The organism is Pseudomonas sp. UW4 (genome assembly GCF_000316175.1).
GTDB classification, from domain to species: Bacteria; Pseudomonadota; Gammaproteobacteria; order Pseudomonadales; family Pseudomonadaceae; genus Aquipseudomonas; species Aquipseudomonas laurylsulfatiphila.
In genome coordinates this window covers 457,332-482,733 of record NC_019670.1, presented here as the reverse complement: position 1 = coordinate 482,733, position 25,402 = coordinate 457,332, and the positions used below count along the sequence as shown (strand labels likewise).

At 61.5% G+C, this 25,402-nt stretch carries 22 protein-coding genes; 5 read left to right on the top strand and 17 right to left on the bottom strand.

Annotation, left to right across the window (positions count from 1 at the left end):
• Positions 1 to 48: 48 nt before the first annotated feature.
• Complete coding sequence (waaA, locus tag PPUTUW4_RS02130; RefSeq protein ID WP_015093204.1) at positions 49 to 1,326, bottom strand: lipid IV(A) 3-deoxy-D-manno-octulosonic acid transferase; 1,278 nt, start codon at positions 1,324 to 1,326, stop codon at positions 49 to 51.
• An 11-nt stretch (positions 1,327 to 1,337) separates the two neighbouring features.
• The gene (locus PPUTUW4_RS02125; protein ID WP_015093203.1) at positions 1,338 to 2,240 is read right to left on the bottom strand and encodes a LysR family transcriptional regulator; all 903 of its coding nucleotides are present in this window, start codon (positions 2,238 to 2,240) and stop codon (positions 1,338 to 1,340) included.
• Between the two features lie 103 nt (positions 2,241 to 2,343).
• Between PPUTUW4_RS02125 and PPUTUW4_RS02120 the strand changes: the two genes are divergently transcribed.
• The 4 genes from PPUTUW4_RS02120 (at position 2,344) to PPUTUW4_RS02105 (ending at position 5,863) form a co-directional block, all read left to right on the top strand.
• Positions 2,344 to 2,676, top strand: a complete 333-nt coding sequence (locus PPUTUW4_RS02120) for a multidrug efflux SMR transporter (RefSeq protein WP_015093202.1) — start codon at positions 2,344 to 2,346, stop codon at positions 2,674 to 2,676.
• A 201-nt stretch (positions 2,677 to 2,877) separates the two neighbouring features.
• Positions 2,878 to 4,053 (top strand): FAD-dependent oxidoreductase, encoded by a 1,176-nt coding sequence (locus PPUTUW4_RS02115; RefSeq protein WP_015093201.1) that lies wholly within the window; start codon positions 2,878 to 2,880, stop codon positions 4,051 to 4,053.
• On the top strand, positions 4,050 to 4,862 hold the full coding sequence (locus tag PPUTUW4_RS02110; RefSeq protein ID WP_007977442.1) for an aldo/keto reductase: 813 nt from the start codon (positions 4,050 to 4,052) through the stop codon (positions 4,860 to 4,862). Before PPUTUW4_RS02115 ends, PPUTUW4_RS02110 begins: the two co-directional genes overlap by 4 nt.
• Before the next feature lie 32 nt (positions 4,863 to 4,894).
• Positions 4,895 to 5,863: a hypothetical protein gene (locus PPUTUW4_RS02105; protein WP_007977441.1), complete on the top strand. Its 969-nt coding sequence runs from the start codon at positions 4,895 to 4,897 to the stop codon at positions 5,861 to 5,863.
• Between the two features lie 142 nt (positions 5,864 to 6,005).
• Here PPUTUW4_RS02105 and hldE read toward each other — a convergent pair whose 3' ends face one another.
• Entirely contained in the window at positions 6,006 to 7,430 is a 1,425-nt protein-coding gene (gene hldE / locus PPUTUW4_RS02100) for a bifunctional D-glycero-beta-D-manno-heptose-7-phosphate kinase/D-glycero-beta-D-manno-heptose 1-phosphate adenylyltransferase HldE (RefSeq protein ID WP_015093200.1), read from the bottom strand.
• Between the two features lie 176 nt (positions 7,431 to 7,606).
• On the bottom strand, positions 7,607 to 9,409 hold the full coding sequence (msbA, locus tag PPUTUW4_RS02095) for a lipid A export permease/ATP-binding protein MsbA (protein ID WP_015093199.1): 1,803 nt from the start codon (positions 9,407 to 9,409) through the stop codon (positions 7,607 to 7,609).
• 154 nt (positions 9,410 to 9,563) lie between these two features.
• On the opposite strand from msbA, the gene PPUTUW4_RS02090 reads away from it, so the two are divergent.
• Positions 9,564 to 11,426 (top strand): bifunctional O-antigen ligase/aminoglycoside phosphotransferase family protein, encoded by a 1,863-nt coding sequence (locus tag PPUTUW4_RS02090; RefSeq protein WP_015093198.1) that lies wholly within the window; start codon positions 9,564 to 9,566, stop codon positions 11,424 to 11,426.
• Between the two features lie 72 nt (positions 11,427 to 11,498).
• Here the strand turns inward: PPUTUW4_RS02090 and PPUTUW4_RS02085 are convergent, their stop codons facing one another.
• The 13 genes from PPUTUW4_RS02085 to waaC all read right to left on the bottom strand — a co-directional run bounded on the left by PPUTUW4_RS02085 (position 11,499) and on the right by waaC (position 25,402).
• On the bottom strand, positions 11,499 to 12,383 hold the full coding sequence (locus tag PPUTUW4_RS02085) for a glycosyltransferase (RefSeq protein ID WP_015093197.1): 885 nt from the start codon (positions 12,381 to 12,383) through the stop codon (positions 11,499 to 11,501).
• A complete protein-coding gene (locus PPUTUW4_RS02080; protein WP_015093196.1) occupies positions 12,380 to 13,534 on the bottom strand; it encodes a glycosyltransferase family 4 protein in 1,155 nt (384 codons plus the stop codon). Before PPUTUW4_RS02080 ends, PPUTUW4_RS02085 begins: the two co-directional genes overlap by 4 nt.
• The gene (locus PPUTUW4_RS02075) at positions 13,531 to 14,973 is read right to left on the bottom strand and encodes a PIG-L family deacetylase (protein ID WP_015093195.1); all 1,443 of its coding nucleotides are present in this window, start codon (positions 14,971 to 14,973) and stop codon (positions 13,531 to 13,533) included. The genes PPUTUW4_RS02080 and PPUTUW4_RS02075 overlap by 4 nt, the downstream gene beginning before the upstream one ends.
• A gap of 8 nt (positions 14,974 to 14,981) precedes the next feature.
• Entirely contained in the window at positions 14,982 to 15,878 is an 897-nt protein-coding gene (locus tag PPUTUW4_RS02070) for an antimicrobial resistance protein Mig-14 (RefSeq protein WP_015093194.1), read from the bottom strand.
• Positions 15,878 to 17,008 carry a glycosyltransferase gene (locus tag PPUTUW4_RS02065; protein WP_015093193.1) on the bottom strand — a complete coding sequence of 377 codons (1,131 nt, stop codon included), beginning with the start codon at positions 17,006 to 17,008 and terminating at the stop codon, positions 15,878 to 15,880. The genes PPUTUW4_RS02070 and PPUTUW4_RS02065 overlap by 1 nt, the downstream gene beginning before the upstream one ends.
• The gene (locus PPUTUW4_RS02060) at positions 16,992 to 18,749 is read right to left on the bottom strand and encodes a carbamoyltransferase (protein WP_015093192.1); all 1,758 of its coding nucleotides are present in this window, start codon (positions 18,747 to 18,749) and stop codon (positions 16,992 to 16,994) included. The genes PPUTUW4_RS02065 and PPUTUW4_RS02060 overlap by 17 nt, the downstream gene beginning before the upstream one ends.
• Before the next feature lie 166 nt (positions 18,750 to 18,915).
• On the bottom strand, positions 18,916 to 19,251 hold the full coding sequence (locus tag PPUTUW4_RS02055; protein ID WP_083884526.1) for a YceK/YidQ family lipoprotein: 336 nt from the start codon (positions 19,249 to 19,251) through the stop codon (positions 18,916 to 18,918).
• A gap of 227 nt (positions 19,252 to 19,478) precedes the next feature.
• Positions 19,479 to 20,930, bottom strand: coding sequence for a lipopolysaccharide kinase InaA family protein (locus PPUTUW4_RS02050; RefSeq protein ID WP_015093190.1), 1,452 nt, complete (start codon positions 20,928 to 20,930; stop codon positions 19,479 to 19,481).
• On the bottom strand, positions 20,930 to 21,682 hold the full coding sequence (locus tag PPUTUW4_RS02045) for a lipopolysaccharide kinase InaA family protein (protein WP_015093189.1): 753 nt from the start codon (positions 21,680 to 21,682) through the stop codon (positions 20,930 to 20,932). Before PPUTUW4_RS02045 ends, PPUTUW4_RS02050 begins: the two co-directional genes overlap by 1 nt.
• Positions 21,679 to 22,413 carry a lipopolysaccharide kinase InaA family protein gene (locus PPUTUW4_RS02040; protein WP_015093188.1) on the bottom strand — a complete coding sequence of 245 codons (735 nt, stop codon included), beginning with the start codon at positions 22,411 to 22,413 and terminating at the stop codon, positions 21,679 to 21,681. Before PPUTUW4_RS02040 ends, PPUTUW4_RS02045 begins: the two co-directional genes overlap by 4 nt.
• Positions 22,413 to 23,219, bottom strand: a complete 807-nt coding sequence (gene rfaP, locus PPUTUW4_RS02035) for a lipopolysaccharide core heptose(I) kinase RfaP (RefSeq protein ID WP_015093187.1) — start codon at positions 23,217 to 23,219, stop codon at positions 22,413 to 22,415. The genes PPUTUW4_RS02040 and rfaP overlap by 1 nt, the downstream gene beginning before the upstream one ends.
• Positions 23,220 to 24,341 (bottom strand): glycosyltransferase family 4 protein, encoded by a 1,122-nt coding sequence (locus PPUTUW4_RS02030; protein WP_015093186.1) that lies wholly within the window; start codon positions 24,339 to 24,341, stop codon positions 23,220 to 23,222.
• Positions 24,341 to 25,402 carry a lipopolysaccharide heptosyltransferase I gene (waaC, locus tag PPUTUW4_RS02025; RefSeq protein ID WP_007971808.1) on the bottom strand — a complete coding sequence of 354 codons (1,062 nt, stop codon included), beginning with the start codon at positions 25,400 to 25,402 and terminating at the stop codon, positions 24,341 to 24,343. The genes PPUTUW4_RS02030 and waaC overlap by 1 nt, the downstream gene beginning before the upstream one ends.

Below are 25,402 nucleotides of genomic sequence, written 5' to 3'. Positions count from 1 at the left end.
GTTTCGAGTGTGGGAGCGAGCCTGCTCGCGAATGAATACGACTCGGTCTTAGCGCTCGATCAACCGCCCCAACCCGTCCAGCAAGCGCTGCAACGCCCCCTGATTGGCGCGCATCACCTTCAACCCGGCCTCTGCCATGCGCTGTGCATCACGCGGCAGTTCGAACAGCCGCTGCACCGCCACCGCCAGCCCTTCGGCATCTTCCACCTCCTGCAACGCCCCGGCACTGCGCAACTGCGCAGCGATTTCGAGGAAGTTGAAAAGATGCGGCCCGCTCAGCACCGGTTTGGCGAGGGCTGCCGGCTCCAGCAGATTATGCCCGCCGTTCGGCACCAGGCTGCCGCCGACGAAAGCACTGTCAGCCAAGGCGTAGAGAAACAGCAACTCGCCCATGGTGTCGCCCAGCAACACTGAAGTATCGGCACAGACCGCGTCGCCACTGGAGCGCCGGACGGTGGCAAACCCTTGTTGCTGGCACAGCCCGTACACCGAATTGAAGCGTTCCGGATGACGCGGCACCAGAATCAGCAACGCATCGGGGTGACTGACCAGCAACTGACGATGAGCCGCCAGCACGACTTCGTCTTCGCCGTCATGGGTACTGGCTGCGATCCACACCGGTCGTTCCAGCGCCTGCCATTGCTCGCGCAGCTGACTGGCGCGCTCGAGCAGCTGCGGGTCGATGGTCAGGTCGAACTTGATCGAACCTGTGACCTCGACGGTTTCCGGTCGCGCACCCAGATCAAGGAAGCGCTGGGCTTCGGCCTCGGTCTGCACCGCGAACAGGCTCATCTCGGCCAGCATCGGCTGGGTCAGCTTACGGAAGCGGCCATAGCCCCTGGCCGAACGCTCGGACAGTCGTGCATTGGCCAGCGCCACCGGAATCCCGCGTTTGGCACATTGATGGATATGGTTGGGCCACAGCTCGGTTTCCATGATCACCGCCAGTTTCGGCCGGACTCGATCGAGGAAGCGCCGGGCGGCGCACGGCAAATCGTACGGCAGATAGCAGTGCTGGACGCGCGGCTCATTGGCAAACAGGGCCAGGATACGTTCCGAACCGGTCGGCGTCATGCAGGTTACGGTGATCGGCAGGTCCGGGTAACGCGCCAGCAAGGCGCGGATCATCGGCGCAGCAGCAATGCTTTCGCCCACCGACACGGCATGCACCCAGATGCCGCCCGGTTTCATCGCCGGCATCCCGTAGGAGAAGCGCTCGCCGATGCGCCTGGCATACGCCGGCGCCTTGCGCGCGCGCAGCCAAAGCCGAATCGCTACCAGTGGCAGCCCCAGATAAAACAGCGCGGTGTAGAGAGTTCTATTCATGGCGGCGGAGTTTATCGGCTTTTTTCGCCAATCGTCTGCAAGTGCACGGCAAAACGTTCGGCGAGCCAGCGCGCGGCCGGACCAAGCGGCTCGTCCCGGCGCCATACCAGCTCCACCACCAGCGCTGGCGGGGTCCATTCGCTGACCAGTTCGACCATCTGGTTCTGATAAGTCGGGTATTGCACCACGTGGCGCGGCAACCACGCCCAGCCGAGGCCGCGCACCAGCCATTCGGCCATCACATAGAAACTGTCGGCGCGCCAGACTTGCGGACTGGCGGGATCACTGCCGGGATAAATGCTCGACTCCGTGGACATCAGCAACTGCCGATGCTGCGCCAACTGCTGGCCGTCCACCGTGCCTTTGCCCGCCAACGGATGGTCCTTGCCGCACACCGTGACCATTTCCACGCTGCCCAGCACACGACGCTCAAGCGCCTCGGGAATCTGATCGTGAAAGAACAGCAACCCCAGATCGGCGCGCCGCTCCACCAGCTTGCGCGCGACATCGCCTTGGGCGGCGCTGGTCAGTTGCACTTCAAGGCTGGGGAATTTTTCCGCCAGGGCCTCGAAGCTTTCGATGATCGGCTGATAAGGCATCGCTTCATCCTGCGCCACGCGCAGTCGCGCCTCCTGGCCGCGCATCATCGCCAATGCCCGGCCATTGAGTCGTTCACACTGACGCAACACTTCCCGTGCTTCGTCCAGCAACGCGGTACCGGCTTCAGTGAGCTTCGGCTGACGGCCGCTGCTGCGGTCGAACAGGCTGACGCCCAGGTCATCCTCCAGCAACGCTATCGCACTGCTGACCGCCGACTGCGCCTTGCGCTGATCCCGCGCCACGGCAGAAAACGAACGCTGCTCCGCTACGCTGACAAACAACCGCAGTTGCTCCAGATTCCACTGCATGCTCATGGCCCAACCCATCTTCTAAACAGATAGGTAATGACTTTACCGCATCTGGCAAATCACTAAAATGCCGACCTCAGAGAGCAACACTTCACACGAGGATTGACCCATGACCGCTTACTACTACCTGGCCATTGCCATCTGCGCCGAAGTGATTGCCACTGTTTCGATGAAAGCGGTCAAAGGCTTCAGCACCCCGCTGCCACTGGTGCTGGTCATCGTCGGCTACGGCATTGCCTTCTGGATGCTGACCCTGGTGGTGCGCAGCGTTCCCGTGGGTGTGGCGTATGCCGTGTGGGCCGGCATGGGGATCGTGATGGTCAGCGTCGCGGCGCTGTTTATCTACGGGCAGAAACTGGACGTGCCGGCGATGCTGGGGATGGCGTTGATTGTGCTGGGGGTTGTGGTCATCCAGCTCTTCTCCAAAACTGCAGGGCATTAGAACTCGATACGCGCCCCCCTGTGGGAGCGAGCTTGCTCGCGATGACGGCATGGAATTCAACATCAATGTTGACTGACCCACCGCTATCGCGAGCAAGCTCGCTCCCACAGGGTTACTCGTTGGCTCGAGAGTACTGGCGTCAGCCCCTCCAATCTTCGAGTCTGTATACTGCGCCCTCGTCTTGAACACAGAGGTCGCTGCATGCCATCCGTTATTTCCACCGACGTTCTGATTGTCGGCGCTGGTGTCGCCGGCCTCTGGCTGAACGCGCGCCTGCGCCGCCAGGGTTTTTCGACCGTGCTGGTGGAAAGCGCCAGCCTCGGCGGCGGGCAGACCGTGAAGTCCCAGGGCATTATCCACGGTGGTGCCAAGTACGCATTGCACGGTGCCCTGACTGGCGCTTCGGAAGCCATCGCCGATATGCCGCGCCGCTGGCGTGCAGCCTTGGCCGGTGACGGCGAGCTGGACCTGTCTGGTGTGCGCCTGCTCTCCGAAGCCCATTACCTGTGGTCCCCTGGTACCCTCGCCGGCAACCTGACCAGTTTCTTCGCCAGCAAGGCCGTGCGCGGTCGCGTCGATCAGGTCAAGGGCGACCAGTTGCCGCCTGCGCTGCAAGACAAGCGCTTCAAGGGCAAGGTCTATCGCCTGGCGGAACTGGTGATCGATGTGCCGAGCCTGATCCAGCGCCTCGCCGACCTCGCCGGTGACGGCTTGCTCGCCGGGCAGAAAATCGAACCGCTGCAGGAAGGTGGCAAGCTGGTCGGCCTGATCGTCGATGAGCGCGAGATCCGCGCCCAGCGCATCGTCTTGAGCGCCGGCGCGGGCACGGCGCAACTGCTCGAAGCATTGGGCCTCAGCGAGCCGGCGATGCAGCGTCGACCGCTGCACATGATCATCGCCAAGGGGCCGAGCCTCAAACCGCTGTACGCCCACTGTCTGGGCGGCGGCACCAAACCGCGCATTACCGTCACCACCCACCCGGCCGCCGACGGTCAATGGGTCTGGTACATGGGTGGCGACATCGCCGAAAGCGAAGGCGTGCTCCGTGAGCCTGCGGAGCAAATCGCCACCGCACAGAAAGAACTCGGCCAGTTGCTGCCGTGGATCGACCTGAGCACAGTGCAATGGGCCACCCTGCGCGTGGATCGCGCCGAGCCCCTGCAATCGGGCCTGACCCGCCCCGACAATGCGTTTCTCGCAGAAGAAGGCCGACTGCTGGTGGGCTGGCCAACCAAGCTCGCCCTGGCGCCGGACTTCGCTGACCGGGTCATCGCCAGCCTGACCCGCGACGGTATCCAGCCAGGCCACCCGGCAGCGCTGCCTGAACTGCCGAAGCCGCCGATGGGCGTACCGGCCTGGGAGCAACTGCTGCCATGAGCCAACCGACCCTGCATGACTTGCATCGCCCGCTGGGCAGCAGCGGCCTGCTGGTTTCACCCCTGGGCCTGGGCACGGTGAAACTGGGCCGCGACCAAGGCGTGAAATACCCCAGCGGCTTCCGGATTCCCGATGACGATGAAGCGCGCATGCTGCTCAAGCTCGCCCGCGACCTGGGCATCAACCTGATCGACACGGCCCCGGCCTATGGTCGCAGCGAAGAACGCCTCGGCCCGTTGCTGCGCGGTCAGCGTCAGGATTGGGTGATTGTCAGCAAGGTGGGTGAAGAATTTGCCGACGGCCAGTCCCGTCACGACTTCAGTGCGGCACACACGCGAATGTCGGTAGAGCGCAGCCTGCAACGTCTGGAAACGGACTTCATCGACCTGGTGCTGGTGCACTCCGATGGCAACGACCTGGCGATCCTCAATGACTGCGAAGTCTACGAAACCCTCGCCGAACTCAAGGCCGAAGGCAAGATTGGCGGCTTCGGGTTTTCCGGCAAGACCGTCGAAGGCGGATTGAAAGCGCTGGAGCAAGGCGACTGCGCGATGGTCACCTACAATCTGAACGAACAAAACGAGAAGGCCGTCATTGACTATGCTGCTGCACACGGCAAAGCCATTCTGGTCAAGAAAGCCCTCGCCAGCGGTCACGTATGCCTGAGTCCGGGCGTGGACCCGGTACGCGCCAGTTTCGAGTTGTTGTTTGAACATCCGGGTGTTGCCAGTGCTATTGTCGGGACCATCAATCCGCTGCACCTCGCCCACAATGTCGCAACCGTTGCCCAGGTCCTACGTAGCCACTGACGCCGCCCACGCGGCCTTAAGCAGGAGCCGACATGTCGCGCACGCTCATCAGAAAGAACCCGAGCAACTTCAAGACCCTGCCGTTATTCGTCGAAGCGACTCCTGAAGGCCTGAGTTACCAGAGCGTCGGCAGGCCGCTGAATTTCTCCCAGACCCTGCAACGTCGTCGGCCGGTCACGGTCGGCGACAGCGAACGATTTGCCCTGGAGCTGGCCAATCTCGGGGTCTCGGTGCGCCTGACCCTGCATTGGCAGAATCGCGACTACTGGGTGCTGGTGCGTCAGCGTCGGCAGGACCGTGGCGACGTGGTGCTCAAGCTGATCTCCGGTTACGTGCCGGCCCACGAACTGAACCTCCCCCTGCACACGGCGATCCAGGAGATTGCCGAAGAATGCCTGCTGGAAACCCCGGAAGGCTGGCTCGGTGGCCGATTCAATGACACCTGGCTGCCGGCACCCTACTCGGCCGCCCTGCATTACCGCGAAGCCCTGCCGTTTCGCTTGTCGCCACTGTCCGGCTCGGCGCGGCCGGTGCGTTGCGCCAACCTGACGTTGATGGAGCGTCCGCGGGCTTACGTGCATTTGCCGACGGCGTCGCTGCAGCTGATTTACGACCTGCGCCTGGACGTTCCCAAGGAAGCCAAATCCCTGAGTCTGTTCCATGTCGATGAAAGGCTGGAAGGCGATCAACTCGTCGCCCGTCTCGACCGCAAGCGCCCCGACCTGTACTTGATGCCCTTGCAGGACGGCCACCCGATGGCTGAGCTCTACACCCTGAAAAAGGATCAGCTGCACCCGGCCAGCACGCGCGGCCTGTACCTGGCCGAGAGCTTTGCCCGGCAGGAAGGCTGGCTGGTGCGCGATGAACGAATTCGCTGGAAGGACTGGGTGAGGCAGCAGGGGCTGACCCCGCCGGGGAAGGATTCGGGTTTGGCGCGGTTGCGTGGGAAGGCCAAGCTGCTGCTGAAGAAAATCGTGCCGCGCAAGAAGGTCAGCTCTTAAAAGCAAAAGATCGCAGCCCCTGTAGGAGCGAGCTTGCTCGCGATGGACGTGAACGATACCGCGTGTTGACTGATTGAATGCGGTGCCGCTGAGTTCATCGCGAGCAAGCTCGCTCCTACAGAGGATGCGATCTTTTACGGCTTCATTCGGACTTGCGGATCTTCTCGACAATCGCCGTGGTCGAGCTATTTTCCACCAGCCCCAGCACTTTCACGGTACCGCCGTAGGCCGTCACGATGTCCGCGCCGACCACCTGGTCGATCCCGTAGTCGCCCCCCTTGACCAGCACGTCCGGCTTGATCGCGCTCAGCAGGTTTTCCGGGGTGCCTTCCGGGAAACTGATGACCCAGTCCACCGCGCCCAGGCCGGCCAGCACCGCCATGCGCCGGTCGACACTGTTGATCGGACGGCCCGGCCCTTTCAGGCGGCTGACCGATGCATCGTCGTTGATCGCGACGATCAGGCGATCGCCCTGGGCCCGAGCCTGCTCCAGATAGGTCACGTGACCGGCATGCAGGATGTCGAAGCAACCGTTGGTGAACACGATCCGCTCGTTGTGCGCTCGGGCATCATCGACCGCCAGCAACAGTTGCTCAAGACCCAGCACACCGCGCTCGGAACCCTCCGCACGCTGGATCGCACGACGCAGTTCCGGTGCACTGATGGCCGCCGTACCGAGTTTGCCGACCACGATACCGGCCGCCAGATTGGCCAGTGCCACTGCGTGAGGCAGTTCTTCACCGGCGGCAATCGCCGCTGCCAGGGTGGAAATCACTGTATCGCCGGCACCGGTCACGTCGAACACTTCGCGGGCACGGGCCGGCAGGTGCAGCGCCGGATGATCCGGACGCAGCAAGGTCATGCCGTGCTCGCCACGGGTCACCAGCAAGGCACCGAGGTCCAGGTCGTGCATCAGTTGCGCGCCCTTGTTGACCAGATCGTGTTCATCGGCGCAACCACCGACGATGGTTTCGAATTCGTTGAGGTTCGGCGTGATCAGGCTGGCGCCACGATAGATCGAAAAGTCCTTGCCCTTTGGATCGGCCAGCACCGGAATGCCGCGGGCCCGGGCGGCCTGGATCAGCGCCTGATGATTTTTCAATGCACCTTTGCCGTAGTCGGACAGCACCAGTACCTTGATGCCTTCGAGCAACTCGTCGACCTGCGCGGCCAGCGCCAGCGCGTCGGTGGCGAAGGGTTCTTCGAAATCGATACGCAGCAGTTGCTGGTGACGACTCATGACCCGCAGCTTGACGATGGTCGGCTGGTGCGCAATGCGCTGGAAGATGGCGCGCACGCCAGCGCCCTTGAGGCTGTTGACCAGGCTATTGGCGGCTTCATCGTCGCCGGTTACACCGACCAGCGAGGCGGGAGCCCCCAGGGCGGCAATGTTCAAGGCAACGTTGGCAGCGCCACCCGGGCGGTCCTCGATGTGATCGACCTTGACCACCGGTACCGGCGCCTCAGGGGAAATCCGTGAGGTACCACCATGCCAGTAACGGTCGAGCATGACATCGCCGACCACCAAGACAGGGGCTTGATCGAATCGCGGCATGGACAACTTCATGGTGCAACCCACATACAGAATGAACAGGGGCGCGATATTAACACAGGGTTGGCGTCGGCTTGTGCGGTGGCTGCAACGGGATGATTTGCCGGGTGTTTTTGCTCATTTTTTGAGCAAAAGACCCGCCAGGCGACGGCACCGGCACGAAAGGGCGAGCCAGGCTCGCCCTTTCGGGGTCAGGCGATGTCTTCGGCCGGGGCGTCGAGGCCCATCGCGTTGAGGCGCGAGTAGTAGCCGTTTTGCGCCAGCAGTTGCTCGTGGGTGCCGCGCTCGACGATTTTCCCCTGATCCATCACCAGGATCAGGTCGGCCTTCTCGATGGTCGACAAGCGGTGAGCGATCACCAGCGTGGTGCGACCTTTCATGACCTGATCCAGGGCCGCCTGGATATGCCGCTCGGATTCGGTGTCGAGTGCCGAAGTCGCCTCGTCGAGAATCAGCAGCGGGGCATTCTTCAACAACGCCCGGGCAATCGCCAGGCGCTGACGCTGGCCACCGGACAGCAACACGCCGTTTTCCCCGACCTGGGTGTCCAGGCCTTCGGGCAATTGAGCAATGAAGTCCATCGCGTAGGCATCCTTGGCCGCTTTTTCGATATCTTCACGGGGTGCGCCGGCCAGGTCGCCATAGGCGATGTTGTTGGCCACGGTGTCGCTGAACAGGGTCACGTGCTGAGTCACCTGGGCGATATGGCGACGCAGGTTCAACAGCTTGTACTGTTCCACCTCGACGCCATCGATGAGGATTTCGCCCTTGTCGTGGTGATAGAAACGCGGAATCAGGTTGGCCAGGGTCGACTTGCCGCTGCCCGAACGCCCCACCAGCGCCACCATTTGCCCGGGTTCGACCGAGAAACTGATGTCATTGAGCACCTGACGCTCGGTGTCAGGGTAGGTAAAGCTGAGGTTGCGCACTTCCAGGCGCCCGCTGACGACATCACGCTCGACGGTACCGGTATCGACTTCAGGCTCGACATCCAGTTGCTCGAAGATACTTTCGGCACCGGCCACACCTTTCTGGATGGTCGAGCTGACTTCGGACAGCTGGCGAATCGGCTTGGGCAGCAGGCCGGCCAGGGTGATGTAGGCCACCATGTCGCCAGCAGACGCATCGCCACGCAGGAACAGCACCAGGAACATCAGCACGGCCATGGCGGTGTAGATCACCAGTTGCAGCAGCGGCGTATAGATGGCGCCGGTGCGGGTCATGCGCAATTGCTTGTCGGTATTGCCCTGGCTGGCGTCGAAGAAGCGTTTCTCTTCGTACTTTTCACCGCCGAAGCTGCGCACCACGCGATAGCCCTGGATCGTTTCGGACGCCACGTGCGTCACGTCCCCCATGGCCAGCTGGATTTTCTTGCTCTGCTTGCGGAATTTCTTGCTGGCCGTGCGCACCATGATGGCAATCAGCGGCAGGATGGCGACCATCACCAGCGTCAGGCGCCAGTTCATGAACAACAGCGAGGCAAACAGGAAGACCACCGTCATGCCTTCACGAATTACGACCTTGATCGCATCTGTTGCCGCCCCCGTGACCATGGTCACGTTGAAGGTGATACGTGAAATCAGGTGCCCCGAGTTATGCTTGTCGAAATAACGGTTCGGCAACACCAGCAGGTTGTTGAACAGCTGGACCCGCAAGTCATGGACCAGGCCCAGGGAAACCTTGGCCAGGAAGTAGTTGCCCAGGTACGACCCCAGCCCCTGCCACGCGGCGATCAGGATGATCAGCAACGGCACCGCCTGCAGCAGTTGCAGGTCGCGCAGGTAGGGTACGGTTGGAAACAGCGCCGCTTCAGGATTGGATAGACCGTCGACGAAGTACTTGAGGATGTAGCCCAGCATTGGCTGCGTCGAAGCGAAAATCAGAAAACCGACGATGCTGATCAGGAACAGGCTGATATACGGCCGGACATAGCCGAGCAGACGGAAGTAGATTTTCAAGCTCGATGGGCTTGCGCAGAGACTGGAGTCGGTCATATCACGCGAATGTCGATGAAAAGGACGCTGACTTTAGCACAGCTTCCCCAGGGTTCTGGCAATCGCATACAGTCTGTGTATTGTGGCGCGTCAAATAGCCACCCGCTGCCCCTGCCTTGGTACGGTCGCTCAATTCAGGAATAAGTTACTCAGCATGCAATTAAACGCTTTGAACAGCACGCCCAATAGAATCTTCGATTTCATTTGTTTGTGGATTCTTCCACTCGGTTACTTTTTGCTGCTTTGTGCACTGTTTTTCCTGCCGGGGCGCAGTGAGCATCACAAGCTCTACTATGGCCTGTTCAGCATTCCGGCACTGATTGCACTGTGCTTGCGGCCGCGGCTCGCCAAGGAGCTGCTGCACGAACCGATCGTCGTTGCTGTCCTGCTGTTTGTGGCGTGGGCATTGCTCAGCCTGAACTGGGGGCCGGAAAATGACGTCCCCGCCGGTCAGATCAAACCGTCACTGCATACCCTGATGCTGTTCGTTGGCTGCTACCTGCTGGTGCGCCATCGCAGCGAAATCATTCAGCCCCTGCTGTTCTGCGCCGCGACGCTGGCGCTGATCATCTCTGCCTACAACCTGTACAGGTTCGGCCTGATCTACGAACCGGAAATGCGCCTGATCGGTGTCGGCGCGTTCGACAATCCACTGCTCAGCTCCCACGTCTTCGGCTTTTTCTGTACCTACTGGCTAAGCCTGAGCATGACCTGCAAGCGCCCCCGGATACTTTGGTTGAGCTTGCCAGCGATGGCGATCATGTTCGCCAGCGTGCTGGCCACCGGCTCCAGAACGCCACTGGTTGCACTGGTGATCGCGGCGCTGTGGCTGTGTTTCATCTGCTGGAATCGACGCTCGGTCCTCTTGCTTGCCTCCATGTTCATCGCCGGAACGGCGACTTTCGCGCTATTTGCCGACAAAATCATCGCAAGAGGCAGCTCCTTCCGCATCGAGCTCTGGCAATTGACCCTGGGCAAGATCGCTGAACATCCGTGGATCGGACATGGCTACAACGCCAAGTTGAGCCTGGACCCGGGCGTCGGCTACACCCTGCAAGAGCCCCATAGCTTTGCCTTGGGCGTGCTCTACTACGTTGGCATTATCGGCCTGCTGCCATGGTTGTTCTTCCTCGCATGGAGCTTCATCAGTAGCCAGCGCCATCGCGTGCAACCGCTATTCATCATTGCCTCCGCCTGGCTGGCCTTCGGCATCGGCGCGGGCCTGACTGAAGGTGGCGGGATTATCTCGCGCCCCAAGGAGCACTGGTTCCTGCTGTGGATCCCCCTGGCGCTGGTTGCCGCATTGAGCATCAATCAACGGGCCAGACGCCTGCTGGACTTGCCGATCAAGACCGCGACGCCAAGCGCCCTGCAGCAGCTGACAGCCGATGCCCGGGTCATCGAAGAAGACGGCTTGGGCCCCAAAGTCCTGCGCCTGACCGACGGCAGTTTTCTCAAGCTGTTCCGCCGTCGCCGCTGGTATACCTCGGGCAGTTTCACGCCCTATTCCGATCGTTTTGCCGTCAACAGTATGCAACTGCGCGGCATGGGCATCCCGACCCCGCAAATCCTCGATCTCTACCGCTTCGAAGACGGCAGCACCGCAGTGCACTACTCGCCATTGCCGGGCAACACGCTACGCCAGATCCTGCAAGGCATCACCGCCCCGGCGGTGCGCCAGGCACTGGTGGAGCGCTTCGGCAAATTCATGGCTCAACTGCATCAGAAAGGGATCTACTTCCGCTCCCTGCACCTGGGCAATGTGCTGGTGCTGGAGGACGGCGAGTTCGGCCTGATCGACCTGGCCGACCTGCGAATCTACCCGTCATCACTGAGCCCTTCCCTGCGTCGACGCAATCTGCGCCACATGCAGCGCTACGCAGAAGATCGGCGTTGGCTGTTCGAGGACCACTTCGAAGCGCTGCTGCAGGGATACGCCGCGGTGGCCTCGAAAGCCGACGTGGATAATTTGCACAGGCAAGTGCTGGCCGGGAGCCCTTCGGCCCAGGCTCACTGATGACGTAAACCAGCCCGCTGATCGCGATGACGGCCTACCGGCCGGCTATCGCGATCGCATCCAGCCCCTGGCTCAGTCTTTCTCCAGCCGCGAGAAATACATCCGCCCCAACCCGCGCCAGGTTTTCTTGTTCCAGGCCTTGAAGGGAATCTGCGCCAGCAACTCACGCGCCAGCTTGCGATCACGGTTGGCGGTCTTGAGGAACATGGAATTGAGAAACTTGTAGCGCACCTCGTCATACAGCGGGTGATCGCTGAAGAGCGCGTAGGTGCGCAGGATGCTGTCGATCATGAAGCGGTGGTTCTTGTAGGAGTTGGTGGCGTGCTTGCGATAGCGCGCCATCAACACGTTCAGACCATCGATGAAGTAACCGGCATGGGTCACCTTCAACTCGATCAGCAAATCTTCCAGGCGAATGGTCGGGTCGAAACCGCCCACCTTCTCCAGCGCTTCGCGCCGGATCATCAGGGTGGGCGCCGGAGGATAAGGCTTGCGCTCCAGGAACATGTCATCGAAGTCCAGGCGACGGAACGGCACATCCCGGCGCTGGCGCTTCTCCGGGTAGAGGTTGCCGTCGGCATCGATCAGCTCGATGTTGCCGGCGCAAATGCCGACCTCGGGCTTGCCGTCCATATGCGCGACCTGGATGGCGATTCGCTCCGGCAACATGATGTCATCCGAACCGAACGGCACGATCAGGCTGCCCTTTGCCCGGGCAATCGCCCCATTGAGGGTGTTGGTCAGCCCCTGGTTTTCCTGGACCCGAAAGTCGAAACCATGGGTGGCCTGCAACGCCTTGATCCGCTCGACGCTGTCATCCTTCGAGCCATCGTCGATCACCAGCAACTCAATGTTCCGATAGGTCTGGTTGAGGACGCTGAGAATGCTCTGCTCGATGTAGGGGCCGTGGTTGTACGACGCGATAATGACCGTGACGATGGGTTGCGCGTCGTTCATGGCTGTTCCTTGCGGGCCTGTTCCAGGCCGGAGTCGATCAGATTGAGGTATTCGCGACGGAACTCCTCGATGTCATGGTGTTGTTGCAGATAACGGAAAGCCTGCTCGCCCTTGGCCTTGAGCTCGTCATCCGACAGCCCGAGGTACGTGTCCAGCGCAGCTTGCAGCGTCGGCACATCCTTGGGCGTAATCGCCAGGCCACCGGCCCCCTCGATGAGCGGCAACATGGCCGGCACGTTCGAGGCGATCACCGGCAAATGCCCACTCATGCCTTCAAGCAGCGCCAACCCGAGGCCCTCGGCCAGGGAAGGCATGGTCCAGATGTCGAACGCGCGAATGTACTGCAGGGCAATTTCCTTGAACCCCAGCAAATGGGCGCGACCACTGAGGCCGAGGCGGTCGATTTCCGCGGCCAGGCGCGACTCTTCGCGACCGGCACCGATGATCGCCAACTGGGTATTCGGGTACTTGTCCTTGAGCGCGGCAAAGGCCTGCAGCAAATAGATGTGGCCCTTGACCGGCACCAGCCGCCCCAGTGCACCGATCAGCCGTACCGACGGATCGATGCCGAGCATTTCACGGGACTTTTCACGACTGTGCTGCAGACCTTCGGCCTGCTCGATGTCGATGGCATTGGTGATGGCGTAGGTATTCTGGTCGGTGAAACCACAGTCACAGTCCAGCAGATACTGTTTCACCGCTGGCGACACACCGACGAAGCGCCAGTGACGATCGATCAGGCGCTGGGTCTGGCGGCGCCGGTAAAAACGGTCGTACTCGCCAAAACCGTGGGAAATGCCAATGCACAACGGCACTTTTAACCAGCGGTTGAGCGCCAGCATCATGTTCACCGGCTTGAAGCGGTTGCAGATCACCACATCGAATTTTTCCCGGCGGCAGAACTTGTACAACTGCCACATCGCCCGCAGGCGCATGCCCTTGAGGGACTTGTCGGAAAATTCGAAGTACACCGAACGATCAGCCCGGCTCACTGCTTCGCCCGGCTCGGGTTTGCCCCGCAGAAACGCGGCGGTCACTTCATATCGATCGGTGGGCAGGGCCTTGACGATTTGCTCCGCGAGGTCGGCGAAATCATGGGCTTTGACGTTGTAGTCAGGCTGCAGCTGCAGGACCTTTGACCGCTGACTCATAACTCTCCCCGCTGAGAAAGATTACCTGGTGTGTGCTTGATGGACCACAAAAGCTCATGGCGCCGGACGGCCTTGCGAAAGAATTCGTTCTCGCCATAGGTGGGCGGCACCCGGCCGGCCAACAACCGCTGGATCAAGCGACGCAAGCGGCGCTTGAACGGCATCGGCGGCTGCAGGTCGTGCATCATGCCCAACGCCATGGCCTTGTCCCGCTGTTGCTCCAGCGGCATCGGCAGGCAATAAGGCTGCATCGGCTGGACGGAATCGAAGGCCGGCGGCAAGGCGATGCCGTCACCGCTATCGCCCATCGGCCAACGGTCGTTGTCGTGCAGGTGGTTGGCGTAGCCCAACAGCGTGGTCGGTTGCCAGTCCAGGCCCTGCAAGGCCTCGAGAACTGCCGCCTGGGCGCAGATATGATCGGGATGCGGATCCAGGGTCGGATGCGGCAGGACGATGACCTCGGGTCGGGCCCGCAGCAGCAACTCACGCAGATCCGCCAGCAGATTGTTCCAGGTCGGCGCGCCATCGGCATCGCCCGGCAGCGCGAACGGATTCAGCTGACGGAACAATCGGGTGTCGCTCAGGTCGGCTTCCCGCGATCCCGCCGGCACGCCAGGCGCGGCCTGCATGCTCGCCAGTTGCAGGCAGAAATAACCCAGCTGTACGCAGCGAGCCTCGGGCACACCGGCCCAACGCGGTACGGCAATGCTGTCCCAGGTGCGCAGGCGGCCTTTCAAGCGGGCCGCATCGACCTTGGTCAGACCCATCTGCCGGTAGTGTTCGGCTTCGATTTCGCCTGCTGTCAGCGTGACGATCCAGGTTTCGTCGGCCTGGCTGTACAAACCGTAGGCTGCCAGCTCGGCGTCATCGGCGTGGGGCGCGATGACCATCACCCGCTGACGCCGGTAATCCGGATGTTCCAGTGCCCACAGCACAGGCTCACCGAACACCCGACAGAAACGCCCGCGCAAGCGCAGGTCACCACGGGACAGCGCCTGAGCCTGACCACTGAGATTGAGGTAACGCAGGCCGTTTACGCCCCGCTCGAAGGTTTGTCGGTCAGGGTTTTCGCCCCCCGCCAACTCGACCACCGGATCGAAAAAACGACCCAGCCAGGTGCTTTTTACCCGCAGGGCCAGCACCAGCGTCGCGTCGTCGACCAGCATCACGCCCTCGTCCAGGTGCAAATGTTCACCGCTCAGGTGCACCTTGGGCTGTGGCGTGTACGGGGGAAAACTGTACTGATAATCGTCTTTCGGCGAGTAGAACAGATGGTCGGCAAACCAGGCTTCGTGGGCAATCCAGCCGAGAACCGCCACTACCAGCGGCAACCACCAGGCCACCAGCACACCGATGACGATCAACAGCACCAGCGCAATCAACAGGCCGATGCGTTTAGTGCGCCGATGGCGCTTGAGCAGTTGCTGTTTGCGGCTCATGGCTTGGCTCATACGGTGAAGACCGGCACAGGGTTGCACCAGCGATCCTTGTATTCACGGTCGGCGCGACCGAAAGAAAAACGCAACGGTTTGTCCAGCGCCCGGGCATGCTCCCAAGCGCTTTGCGTATTGAGAAAACTCAGTACGCTGCCGGGGCTGAACTCGCGAGTCTCGGGATCGACCCCGCCGTTGATGTACTCGACGCTGATCCACTGCGAAGTTTCGACGCGGTACACCAATTGAATCGCAATCGGCGCATCGTTGAGAAAAATCACCGATCCGATCAGCAACTCGCGCAGCAACTCGATGACCTCGGCCATGCGTTCGGCACCCGTCGCCGGGAAGCCCCAACGGCGCTGGAACAGGTCGCAATAAATCGCCGCCAACTCAGCGCTGGAGAATTCGGACACCGGCCGCACCATACCCCCGGCCTCTTCCAGCAGGCGCAATTCGCGGCGCTGGTTGTAGCGAAACTTCTTCGACAGCTCTTCGGGGGTACGAGCCATGGCCAGTTGCTCGGTCTGCAACCGGATGCCGGTGAACCGCCCCTCGTTCAACGCCGACAGATAGCGCCCGCGATGGCGCAAGGGCGCCTGGGCATCGGCAGCGGCGGGCAAGATGATCTCGGCGTTACCCAGGTCGAACAGGCCCTTTTTACCGCGACGCTTGAGCACGTCCTTGGACAAGGCCAGGTCGCGACCCCAGGTCGGGATCGCCGCCTTGACCTCATCACCCTGCATCCAGGCCAGGTAGCGCACCGGGATGTCGGCCAGTTGCGCCAGGCGCTCGACCACCATGGGATGAGTTGCGACGCTGCCGCCATAACGCTGCCAGGTTTCGGCGTAAATCGAGGCGTCGACTACCGCCCAGCCACGCTCGCGCCAGCCTTGAAATCGGTTGAGCATCAGCCCCTCTGTGCCAGTTCGGTAACGTGCGGCAAGTGCCAGAAAGCATCGCGCACTGCGCGGTCGGAAAAGCGTTCGCGCAAGCGCTCGAGCATCATCTCGGCACACTGCCGGCGTTGCTGATCATCCATGGCAGCCAGGTGTTGCAGTCCCTGGGCCAGATGTCCGGCATCGCCCAAGGGGAACAGGATGCCCAAGCCCTCGACCACTTCTTTCGCTCCGCCGCACGCCGTGGCGAGCAAGGGTACGCCGGCGGCCATGGCCTCCAGCAGCACCATGCCGAACGGTTCGTGATCGGAACTCAGGGCGAACACATCAAAGGCCCGGAAATAGTTGCGCGCATCCGGCACCTGGCCGAGGAACAGCACCCGGTCGCCGATACCCAGTTCGCGGGCCTGAGCCTTGAGGTCTTCCTCCAGGCGCCCCTTGCCGAGAATCACCAACTGGCTGTTGGCCGGTAACTGCGGCAATGCTTCGGCGAAACCATCGAGCAGCGTGGCCTGGTCCTTGTCCGGATGCAGGCGTCCGACGTTGCCGACAATCCAGGCATCCGCCGCCAGCCCGAGGGTTTCCCGGGCCTCGCGAGCCGACACCTGCGTGGCTTGCAAGGCATCCACGTCGATGCGGTTGTACAACGTCTGAATTCGCGAAGCCGGCCACTTCGGCAGGCAACTGCGCATGTCGTCGCGCACCGCGTCGGACACACCGAGCAGGCTCAAACGCTTGCGGAATATATGGGCGAACAGTTTGCGGCTGCCGCGCTTGTAGTCTTCAAACCCGTGGTGCACCCCAATGACCGGCAACGACGTACCGAGCAAGGCAATATAGATAGGCTTGAAGCGATGAGCGATGCAAAAACTGAAGTTGCGCGACGCGGCGATCTTGCGCAGATCGCCAATGGCGCCCAGTTTCAGGCCACGAATGGCCTTGGAACTGTACTCCATGAACAGCACCTCGTCGGAGGCGCAGCCCGCGGCGACTTCGGCATCGGCAACCCCGGTGAGAAACACCGTGGTCACGCGATAGCCAGTCCCCGCGAACAGGCTGGCGTACTGCCGTGCGCAATCCAGGAACGGCCCGTCATAGCCGTGGCAGAACTGCAGCACATGGCGCTCAGCCGAACGTGTCATAGGCGTTTGCGCCCTCTTTGACCACCAGGATGTCTTCCATGATCAGATACTGTAGATCCGAACCGAAGAACATGTTCAGCGCATCGGTCGGCGAGCAGATCATCGGTTCGCCGCGACGGTTGAGCGAGGTGTTGAGCGACACGCCGTTGCCGGTGAGCACTTCCAGCGCTTTCATCATGTCGTAGTAGCGCGGGTTGTATTCGCGCTTGAGCACCTGGGCGCGGGAGGTGCCGTCTTCGTGGACGACTTCCGGCACGCGGGTCTTCCATTCTTCCGCCACTTCGAAGGTGAAGGTCATGAACGGAGCCGGGTGATCGATCTTGATCATCTGCGGCGCCACGGTGTCGAGCATCGACGGGCAGAAAGGCCTCCAGCGCTCGCGGAACTTGATCTGGTGATTGATGCGATCGGCCACGCCGGGCACGCTCGGGCAACCGATGATCGAACGACCGCCCAGTGCACGCGGACCGAACTCCATGCGGCCCTGGAACCAGGCCACCGGGTTGCCATCGACCATGATTTTGGCGATCTGCTCCGGCATGTTGTCGAGCTTGCGCCAGGTCGGCTTGTTCTCGTGACGGGCGCAAGCGGCAATCACGTCTTCGTTGCTGTACGACGGGCCGAGGTAGACGTGTTCCATCTTCTCGACCGGTACGCCACGGGCGTGGGACACATAGGCTGCCGCGCCCACTGCGGTACCGGCATCGCCGGACGCCGGCTGTACGAACAGCTCCTTGACGTCGTCGCGAGCGATGATTTTCTGGTTGAGCTTGACGTTCAACGCACAGCCACCGGCGTAGGCCAGTTTGCCGGTTTCCTTGAGCACGCCGCCCAGGTAGTAGTCGATCATCTGCAGCGCAATCTTTTCGAACAGCGCTTGAATGCTGGCGGCGTAGTGGATGTAAGGCTCGTCGGCGATGTCGCCTTCGCGCTTGGGACCCAGCCACTCGATCAGCTTCGGCGAGAAGTAGTAACCCTTGCCCTTCTCTTTGTAGCGACGCAGACCGATGACGTTGGCGTAGTCGGTGTTGATCACCAGTTCGCCGTTTTCGAACGAAGCCAGGCGCGAGAAATCGTATTTGCTGGCGTCGCCGTATGGCGCCATGCCCATGACCTTGAACTCACCGTCGAGCATGTCGAAACCGAGGAACTCGGTGATCGCGCCATACAGGCCGCCGAGGGAGTCCGGATCGAAGAATTCCTTGATCTTGTGGATCTTGCCGTTTTCGCCATAACCGAAGAAGGTCGTGGCGTACTCACCCTTGCCGTCGATGCCCAGGATCGCGGTTTTCTCCTTGAAGCCGGAGCAGTGGTAGGCGCTGGAGGCGTGAGCCAGGTGGTGCTCGACCGGCTCGATCTTGATCTTCTTCGGATCAAAGCCCAGTTGCTCCAGGCACCAGACGATCTTGTTGCGATAGCGCTTGTAGCGACGGTTGCCCATCAGGATCGCGTCGAGTGCACGGTCCGGGGCGTACCAGTAACGCTTGGCGTACTGCCAGCGGGCCTTGCCGAACAGGCTGATCGGGGCGAACGGGATCGCTACCACGTCGACATCGGATGGCTTGATGCCAGCTTGTTCCAGGCAGAATTTCGCCGATTCGTAGGGCATGCGGTTCTTTGCATGTTTATCGCGTACGAAGCGTTCCTCTTCAGCCGCCGCGACCAGCTTGCCGTCGATGTACAGGGCTGCGGAAGGATCATGGCTAAGGGCGCCGGACAGGCCAAGAATCGTCAATGCCACAGGGGTCTAGCCTCTTTAGTCTGCATGCAGGCGCAAGCGCCTCAAAAATTAATGTGCCCTCGCAAGGGGCGAGAGACAGCTAAAGGGCGGGATTATAGCGTAAAAGCGGCGGCTAGCCTCTAGCTACAAGCGGCAAGCCACCAGGGTGGTGCCCTTGTGATTACTTTTAACCGCGCGAAGGCCGCCAGTAGACAAGGATATTGCCGTCCACGCTCTGCCGGTAAATCGTGTAGGGCAAGGCGGCGGTGTCCAGTGCGCCGGACAGGGCCAGGTCGAGCAAAATGAGCGGTACAAGGACACCCGTGGGATCGGGCGGTGCGTTCAATACGCAGAAGTCATAAGCGAGGCCGCTATAGACCCGGGGGATGGCCTGGCAATAGGTCTTTTGCCTGCGCAGCCCGTGCGCGGCTTCGGCTTCATCCTGCAGGACCGTAGCGGCGGTCCCGCAGCCCATTAGCGACACGGACAAAACACCTGTTGAAACTGCCATTTTGATCGACACAGCCCGCCCTCCGAGAACGTCAGGCAAACTAGCATCGGGACAATTTCGGCCACAGTTCATGGCTTCCCAAGATCGCGTAGGACGGTTCACAAGAACCTGTCTGCTTTCTCGGTTGGCAGTTACAGCCCCTTCGCGAGCAGGCTCGCTCCCACAGGGATCGTGGGTGAACACATAGCCTGTGAATGCCTCGGTCCAAATGTGGGAGCGAGCCTGCTCGCGAAAAGGATTCAGGCCACGCTGGAGATGTCTTTGGGCAAACGCTGATCGATGACCTGATAAAGCGCACTGCCTTCAGGCCAGTTACGCATGAACCGCGCCCGATCCCGCGCATATGCCGGTGCATAGCTGTTCAGCGAGCCGTGCTGGCACATCGAGTCGAGGTCGATCAACGCCCAGCGATCTTCCTGCCAGAACAGATTATGGCCCTTGAAGTCGCCATGACTGATACGCAAACGTATCAGCTCGGCAAACAGATGATCCAGCGCCGCCAGTTCGGCTTGCGGTGCATCACCGCTTTCAACATAAGGCGCAAAACGCTCGATGATGTCCGGCCCCGGCAGATACTCGGTGATCAGGTACGCCCGGCTGCGCAGCCACAGGAAACGCTTTTCCAGCAACGCCAGCGGCTTGGGCGTGGCAATCCCGAGGAACGCCAGGCGATTGCCTTCGCGCCATGAATGCCAGGCCCGGCTCGGGCGCCAGAAACGCTTGAGCCAGTGGGCAAAACCCTTGATGTTGTAGCGCTTGATCACCAGCGTGCGGCCATCCACCTCGACCTTGCCAACACTCGCCGCGCCGCCGGTCTTGTACAGATGCCCCTGATCGAGCAAGGCATCGGCCTGCTCCAGCACCGGCACCATCGACGCCTCTTCCTCGCGGCGAATCGCCCGCAGTTCGAAAGCCCCGCGCCGGACACTGAACAGCGTGCACTCGCGGCCGACCTTGATCAGATAGTCCTTGAGGCGCCAGTTGCGGACCTTGTCGATCTGCTTCTGCAACGCCTCCATGGGCAAGGCGTGCTCGCCGTTGCTGAGCAGGTAATACACCAGCAACTCTTCAATGAAGGGTTCAATCGACTTCGGCAACTGGGCGAAGAACACCCCGAGGTTTTCCAGGACTTTCTGCCGCGACAGCGGCTGGCCAGGCGTCTCGCTGCAGATACCGGCACCATCGATCAGGTACAGGCGGCCGCCCTGGCGCAGTAGATTGTCCAGGTGCAGGTCTTCCTGCCACAGGCCCTTGCGATGCATCTGACCGATCGCACCCAACGCCTCGGCCAGCACCGCCCCTTGCCCATCGGACAGTACGGGCTGTTGCTCAACCTGCTTCCAGGTGTCGCCCAGGCTTTCGGCATGCTCCAGGAAATCAAACAGCAGCCAGCCACCCTCGCCGTCTTTCAGGCCGTCGGCCAACAACTGCGGCGTAGTCAGCCCCTGGTCGGAGAGCAGGCGCACGCCGTCCAGTTCACGCTGAAAATGCCGTGCAGCCTTGCTGCCGACCAGCAACTTGGCCAACACCGGCCGGCCACGCCAGACACCGGCACCGACATAACGCTGCCCCGGCAATACCCGCAACAGGCTCAACAGTTGCAAATCGGCGGGGCCGGCGGCATCGGCCAGCGAAACGCTCAGCGGCAAAGCAGGATGGCGGCCAGCGGATTTCAATTCGGACAAACGCATTAACGTGGCCCCTTTTGGCTGCGCCGTGCGGTCAAGCGCTGCAGCCAGCTGTCGATCAGCGAGCTGTCCTGCGGCTGATCCAGATAGGCCGCCAGCAATTGCCGCAGTTGCGATTCGCCCCACTCGGGCGCGCGGCGCGTCAGCGGTTCCAGGTCCTTGATTCGGTCACGCTGCCCGTACAGCAGCGGCCGGGTCTTTTCCAGGTCGATCAATTGAGCCTGGTAGCCGTGGCCGGTGGCACGCATGAAAATGTGCTTGGGATAGAAACACCCGTGCACCTGGCGTGCAGCGTGCAGTTGCCGGGCCAGTTCGCCACTGGCCTTGAGGATCTCCGAGTGCTGTTCAGGGCTCAATTGAGCCCAGCGCTGCAACAGCGAGTCGAGGTCGTCCCAACCGTCCAGGGCGCGGGTCAGCAGGATTGCGCGGACTTCGCCATTGACCTTGCGCTGCCCGTAGAACACCGCTTCCAGCGCCGGAATGCCCATTTTCCGGTAACGGGAGATGTTGCGAAACTCGCGGGCGAAACTCGGCTCACCGAACGGCGCGCGCAAGGTGCGGGTCAGGTAGTTGCTTTGACGCTTGAGGTAGTAGCCATGACCTTCCAGATCCAGCCGAAACACACTGCTCCAGCCACCGCGACCGGTGTTGGGTTCGTCCACCGCATCGAGCTGTTTGGCCCAGAGCGCCTCGAACGTGCCGAGTCCATGGCGCTCAAGCAGCGCACGGTCTTCAGCGGCCAGAAAATCAGTCATTCGCGTCCCTCGAAAAATCTCACCACATGCCGGATTCGTTTCTTGTCCGCAGCGTTGAGCCGGGTCCGGTTGCGGTATTGCAGGTAAAAGCGCAGGCGCTGGGTAGCCGACAGTTGATACTTGGCGACCTTGTCCAGGCACGCCAGATCCTTGGTGATGCGGTACTTGAGCCAGAAACCGCGCCAGAAATCGCCGTTGGGGCAATCGATCAGAAACAGTCGAGCCTCGTCGTCGATCAGCAGGTTGCGCCACTTCAGATCATTATGGGTGAAGCGGTGGTCGTGCATGGTCCGGGTGTACTGGGCCAACTGACGACTGACGGCATCGACCCAGGCGCGATCCGACAGCTTCGGATCGCGTCGCTCGGCCAGTGCCGACAAGTCTTCGGTACGCGGCAGTTCCCGGGTAATCATCGCACCGCGAGCGTAGGCCGCACCGCGACGTTCCAGCCCCCAGGCCACCACCTCAGCAGTGGGAATGCCCCACTTGGCGAAACGCTTGAGGTTCTGCCACTCCATCTTCACCCGAGGCTTGCCGAGGTAACGCCGCAAGCCTTTGCCAGCGCCCACGTAGCGTTTGACGTAATAGTTGACGCCATTGCGCTGAACGCGAATGACCTCGGAGAGCAGGTCCTTGGTCAACCGCTCGCCCTGAAGTGCAAACACAGCCTCAAGGCTGCCGAAGTCATCGGCCAGATCGCTGTAGGCCGGCTCCAGTTTCCAACCCGACATCAGAGCGCATCCCCGTATCGCTGTTTACGCTCGTAGAGCTTGTTGGCCTTGCCATCGAGCCAGCTCAGCAGCCCGGCTTCTTCGCTCAGGATCTGCCGCAGCGGCTGCTGGAAATAACCTTTGAGAAAACGCAATTTGTCGCGGCGGGTCAAGCCGATGTCCAGGGCGGAAAAGTACAGGGCGGCCAGATCCTTGTTGCGCCAGCGCGAGGTGATCGCCGGACGGGTCTGGGCGCGGTGCAGGTCGATCACCGAAAGCTTGAAGTCATCAAAGGTCACCGGTTTGTCGGTGTGCAGCAGGAAATGGCAGATGTAGCAGTCGCGGTGGTTGACCCCGGCGCGGTGCATCATGCCGGTCATGCGTGCGACTTCGGCGATCAGCGCGCGCTTGAGTTTTGGCTCCGGCGGCTGCTTGACCCAGTTGACGCTGAAGTCTTCGAGGCTGACGGTAGGCGCCAACTCTTCGGTAACGATGAACGAGTGCTGGTCGGCCGGGTTACTGCCCTTCTCGCCATACGCGACGGCGGTCATGGTCGGCACGCCGGCTTCCTGCAGGCGCTGAATGGCCCTCCACTCCTGGCCGGCACCCAGCACCGGGAGCTTGGCAGTGAGCAGGTTCTTGAAGATTTCGCCCCAGCCGATGCCACGGTGGATTTTCACGAAAAACCCGTTGCCGTCGACTTCCGTGCGCAATGTCCGGCGTGCTTCCAGCTCGCGGTACACCTCGCCCTTGAGCCCCTCGACTTCGGCGAACGGGTCGCGTCCGGCCCAGAGGCTCTTGAACGGTTCAGCCAGCATCAACTTCATTTAAGCGTGCTCCGCCAGAATCACATCGGCCGCGTGTTGCGGCATGCTGTAGAGGTCGGCCGTTTCGGCGAAGGCCAGACCATTGCGGCTCCAGGCCGCCCTTGCTTGAGCGTCGTTCAACATGCCGGTCAGGTATTGCGTCAGCTGTGCCTGATCGAAGGGTTCGTCCAACACCAGGCCAGCATCGGCCTCGGCGATGTAATGGGCGTACCCGCACACCGCGCTCACCAACACCGGCAAGCCGGCCACCAGTGCTTCGAGCAGCACGGTGCCGGTATTTTCGTTGTACGCCGGGTGGATCAACAGATCGGCACCCAACAGGAAACGCGGGATATCGCTGCGCCCCTTGAGGAACGTGACGTTGTCACCCAACCCCAATGTCGCACTCTGCATCTGGAATAACTTGGGGTCATCCTGGCCAATTACAAACAGCCGGGTGCGCCTCCTCAGCTCGGCAGGCAATGCCGCCAGCGCCTTGAGGCTGCGATCGACGCCCTTGGTCTTGAACCCGGAGCCGATCTGCACCAGCAGCAGTTCGTCGTCCTTGAGATTGAACTCAGCGCGGAACCCGGCGCGAATGTCATCGGCATCAGCCGGTCGGCGACGGTCCTGGGCGATACCCGGTGGCAGCAGGTGAAAACGCTCCAGCGGCGTGTCGTAATGCTTGATGAACAGCGGCTGCTGGACCTCGGAAATCATCAGCACTTCGGTCTTCGCATCCTTGGCGAACACCGCGCGCTCGTATTCGGCGAAGTGGCGATAGCGGCCCCAGCGGCGGTAGAGCGAGTTGCGCAGGTTCTGCGCCTTGTCTTCGAAGCAGCCGTCGGCGGCGTAGTAGACGTCCAGGCCCGGCATCTTGTTGAAGCCGATCAAGCGGTCGACCGGTCGCTTGACCAGGTCCGCTTCCATCCATTCACTGAGTTTTTCGTTGCGTCGATGGTTGAAGAACGCCTTGACCGGCGCCACCAGCACTTCGAAGCCAGCCGGTACGTCGCCCTCCCAGATCAGCGTGTAGACGCGAATCTGATGACCGCGTTTCTGACACTCCAGGGCAATGCGCATGAAATCGCGCTGCAAGCCGCCAAACGGAAAATATTTGTACAGGACAAATGCCAATTGCATCAGCGCAGCTCCTCAGCCATTAACAACGTGCTCAGTCGGCTGGCGACACGCTCGGGGTTCAGACGCGTGAAGCACAGGGGCCACTCGCGTTTCAGGTCAAATTGACGGGCATCTTCGGCCGTCGGTTGATAGGTGCATTTCTTTTGCAGGCAAGGTGCACAAGGGAAGTCGCTGGCCAGGTGAATCTGCACTTTGCCGTAGGCGCCGGTCAGGCCCGGATTGGTCGGACCGAACAGCGACAGCGTCGGCACATCCAGCGCGGCGGCCAGGTGGCCCAAACCGGTATCCACCGCCACGCAGGCTTGCGCGCCGGCCAGTACCTTGCCGACACCGGCCAGGTTCAATTTGGGCAACACTTCGGCGTGTTTGAAACCGGCAGCGATGCGCTCAGCCCGGGCTTTCTCCTGCGCATTGCCCCAAGGCAGCTTGACCCCAACGCCAAGGTAGCCGACCCGTTCGGTCAGCTCGCGCCAGTAAGCTTCAGGCCAGTGCTTGGTGTCCCAGGTCGTGCCATGCAGAAACACCACGTACGGGTTCTTGCGCGGCAATTCCACCAGGCGCTCGACATTCAGACCGTAGTCGCCCATGCCTTTTGGCAAGTCATAGCCCAACGCGATGGCGAACAACTGACGCACTCGCTCCACCGCGTGCTGCCCGCGGGCAACGGCCAGACGCCGATTGTAAAAACGCGCAGCGATGGGCTCGCGCGCCGAGCTTTTATCGAGGCCGGCCACCGGTGCCTTGACGTAACGGGTCAGCCAGGCGCTTTTCAGCAAGCCCTGGGCGTCGATCACCAAGTCGTATTTCGTGGCGCGAACGCTTTGCTTGAAGCGCTTCCACTCACCGCTCTTGATGGTCTGCCAGATGTTTTTGCGCCAGCGACGGATCGCCACCGGAATCACCTTGCCCACCGCCGGATGCCAGGTCGGGATTTCGGCAAAGCCTTCTTCCACCACCCAGTCGAATTTGATGCCGGGAATCGCCCGCGCCGCGTCGGTCAACGCCGGCAACGCATGAATGACATCGCCCAGCGAAGAAGTCTTGATCAACAGAACCCGCAA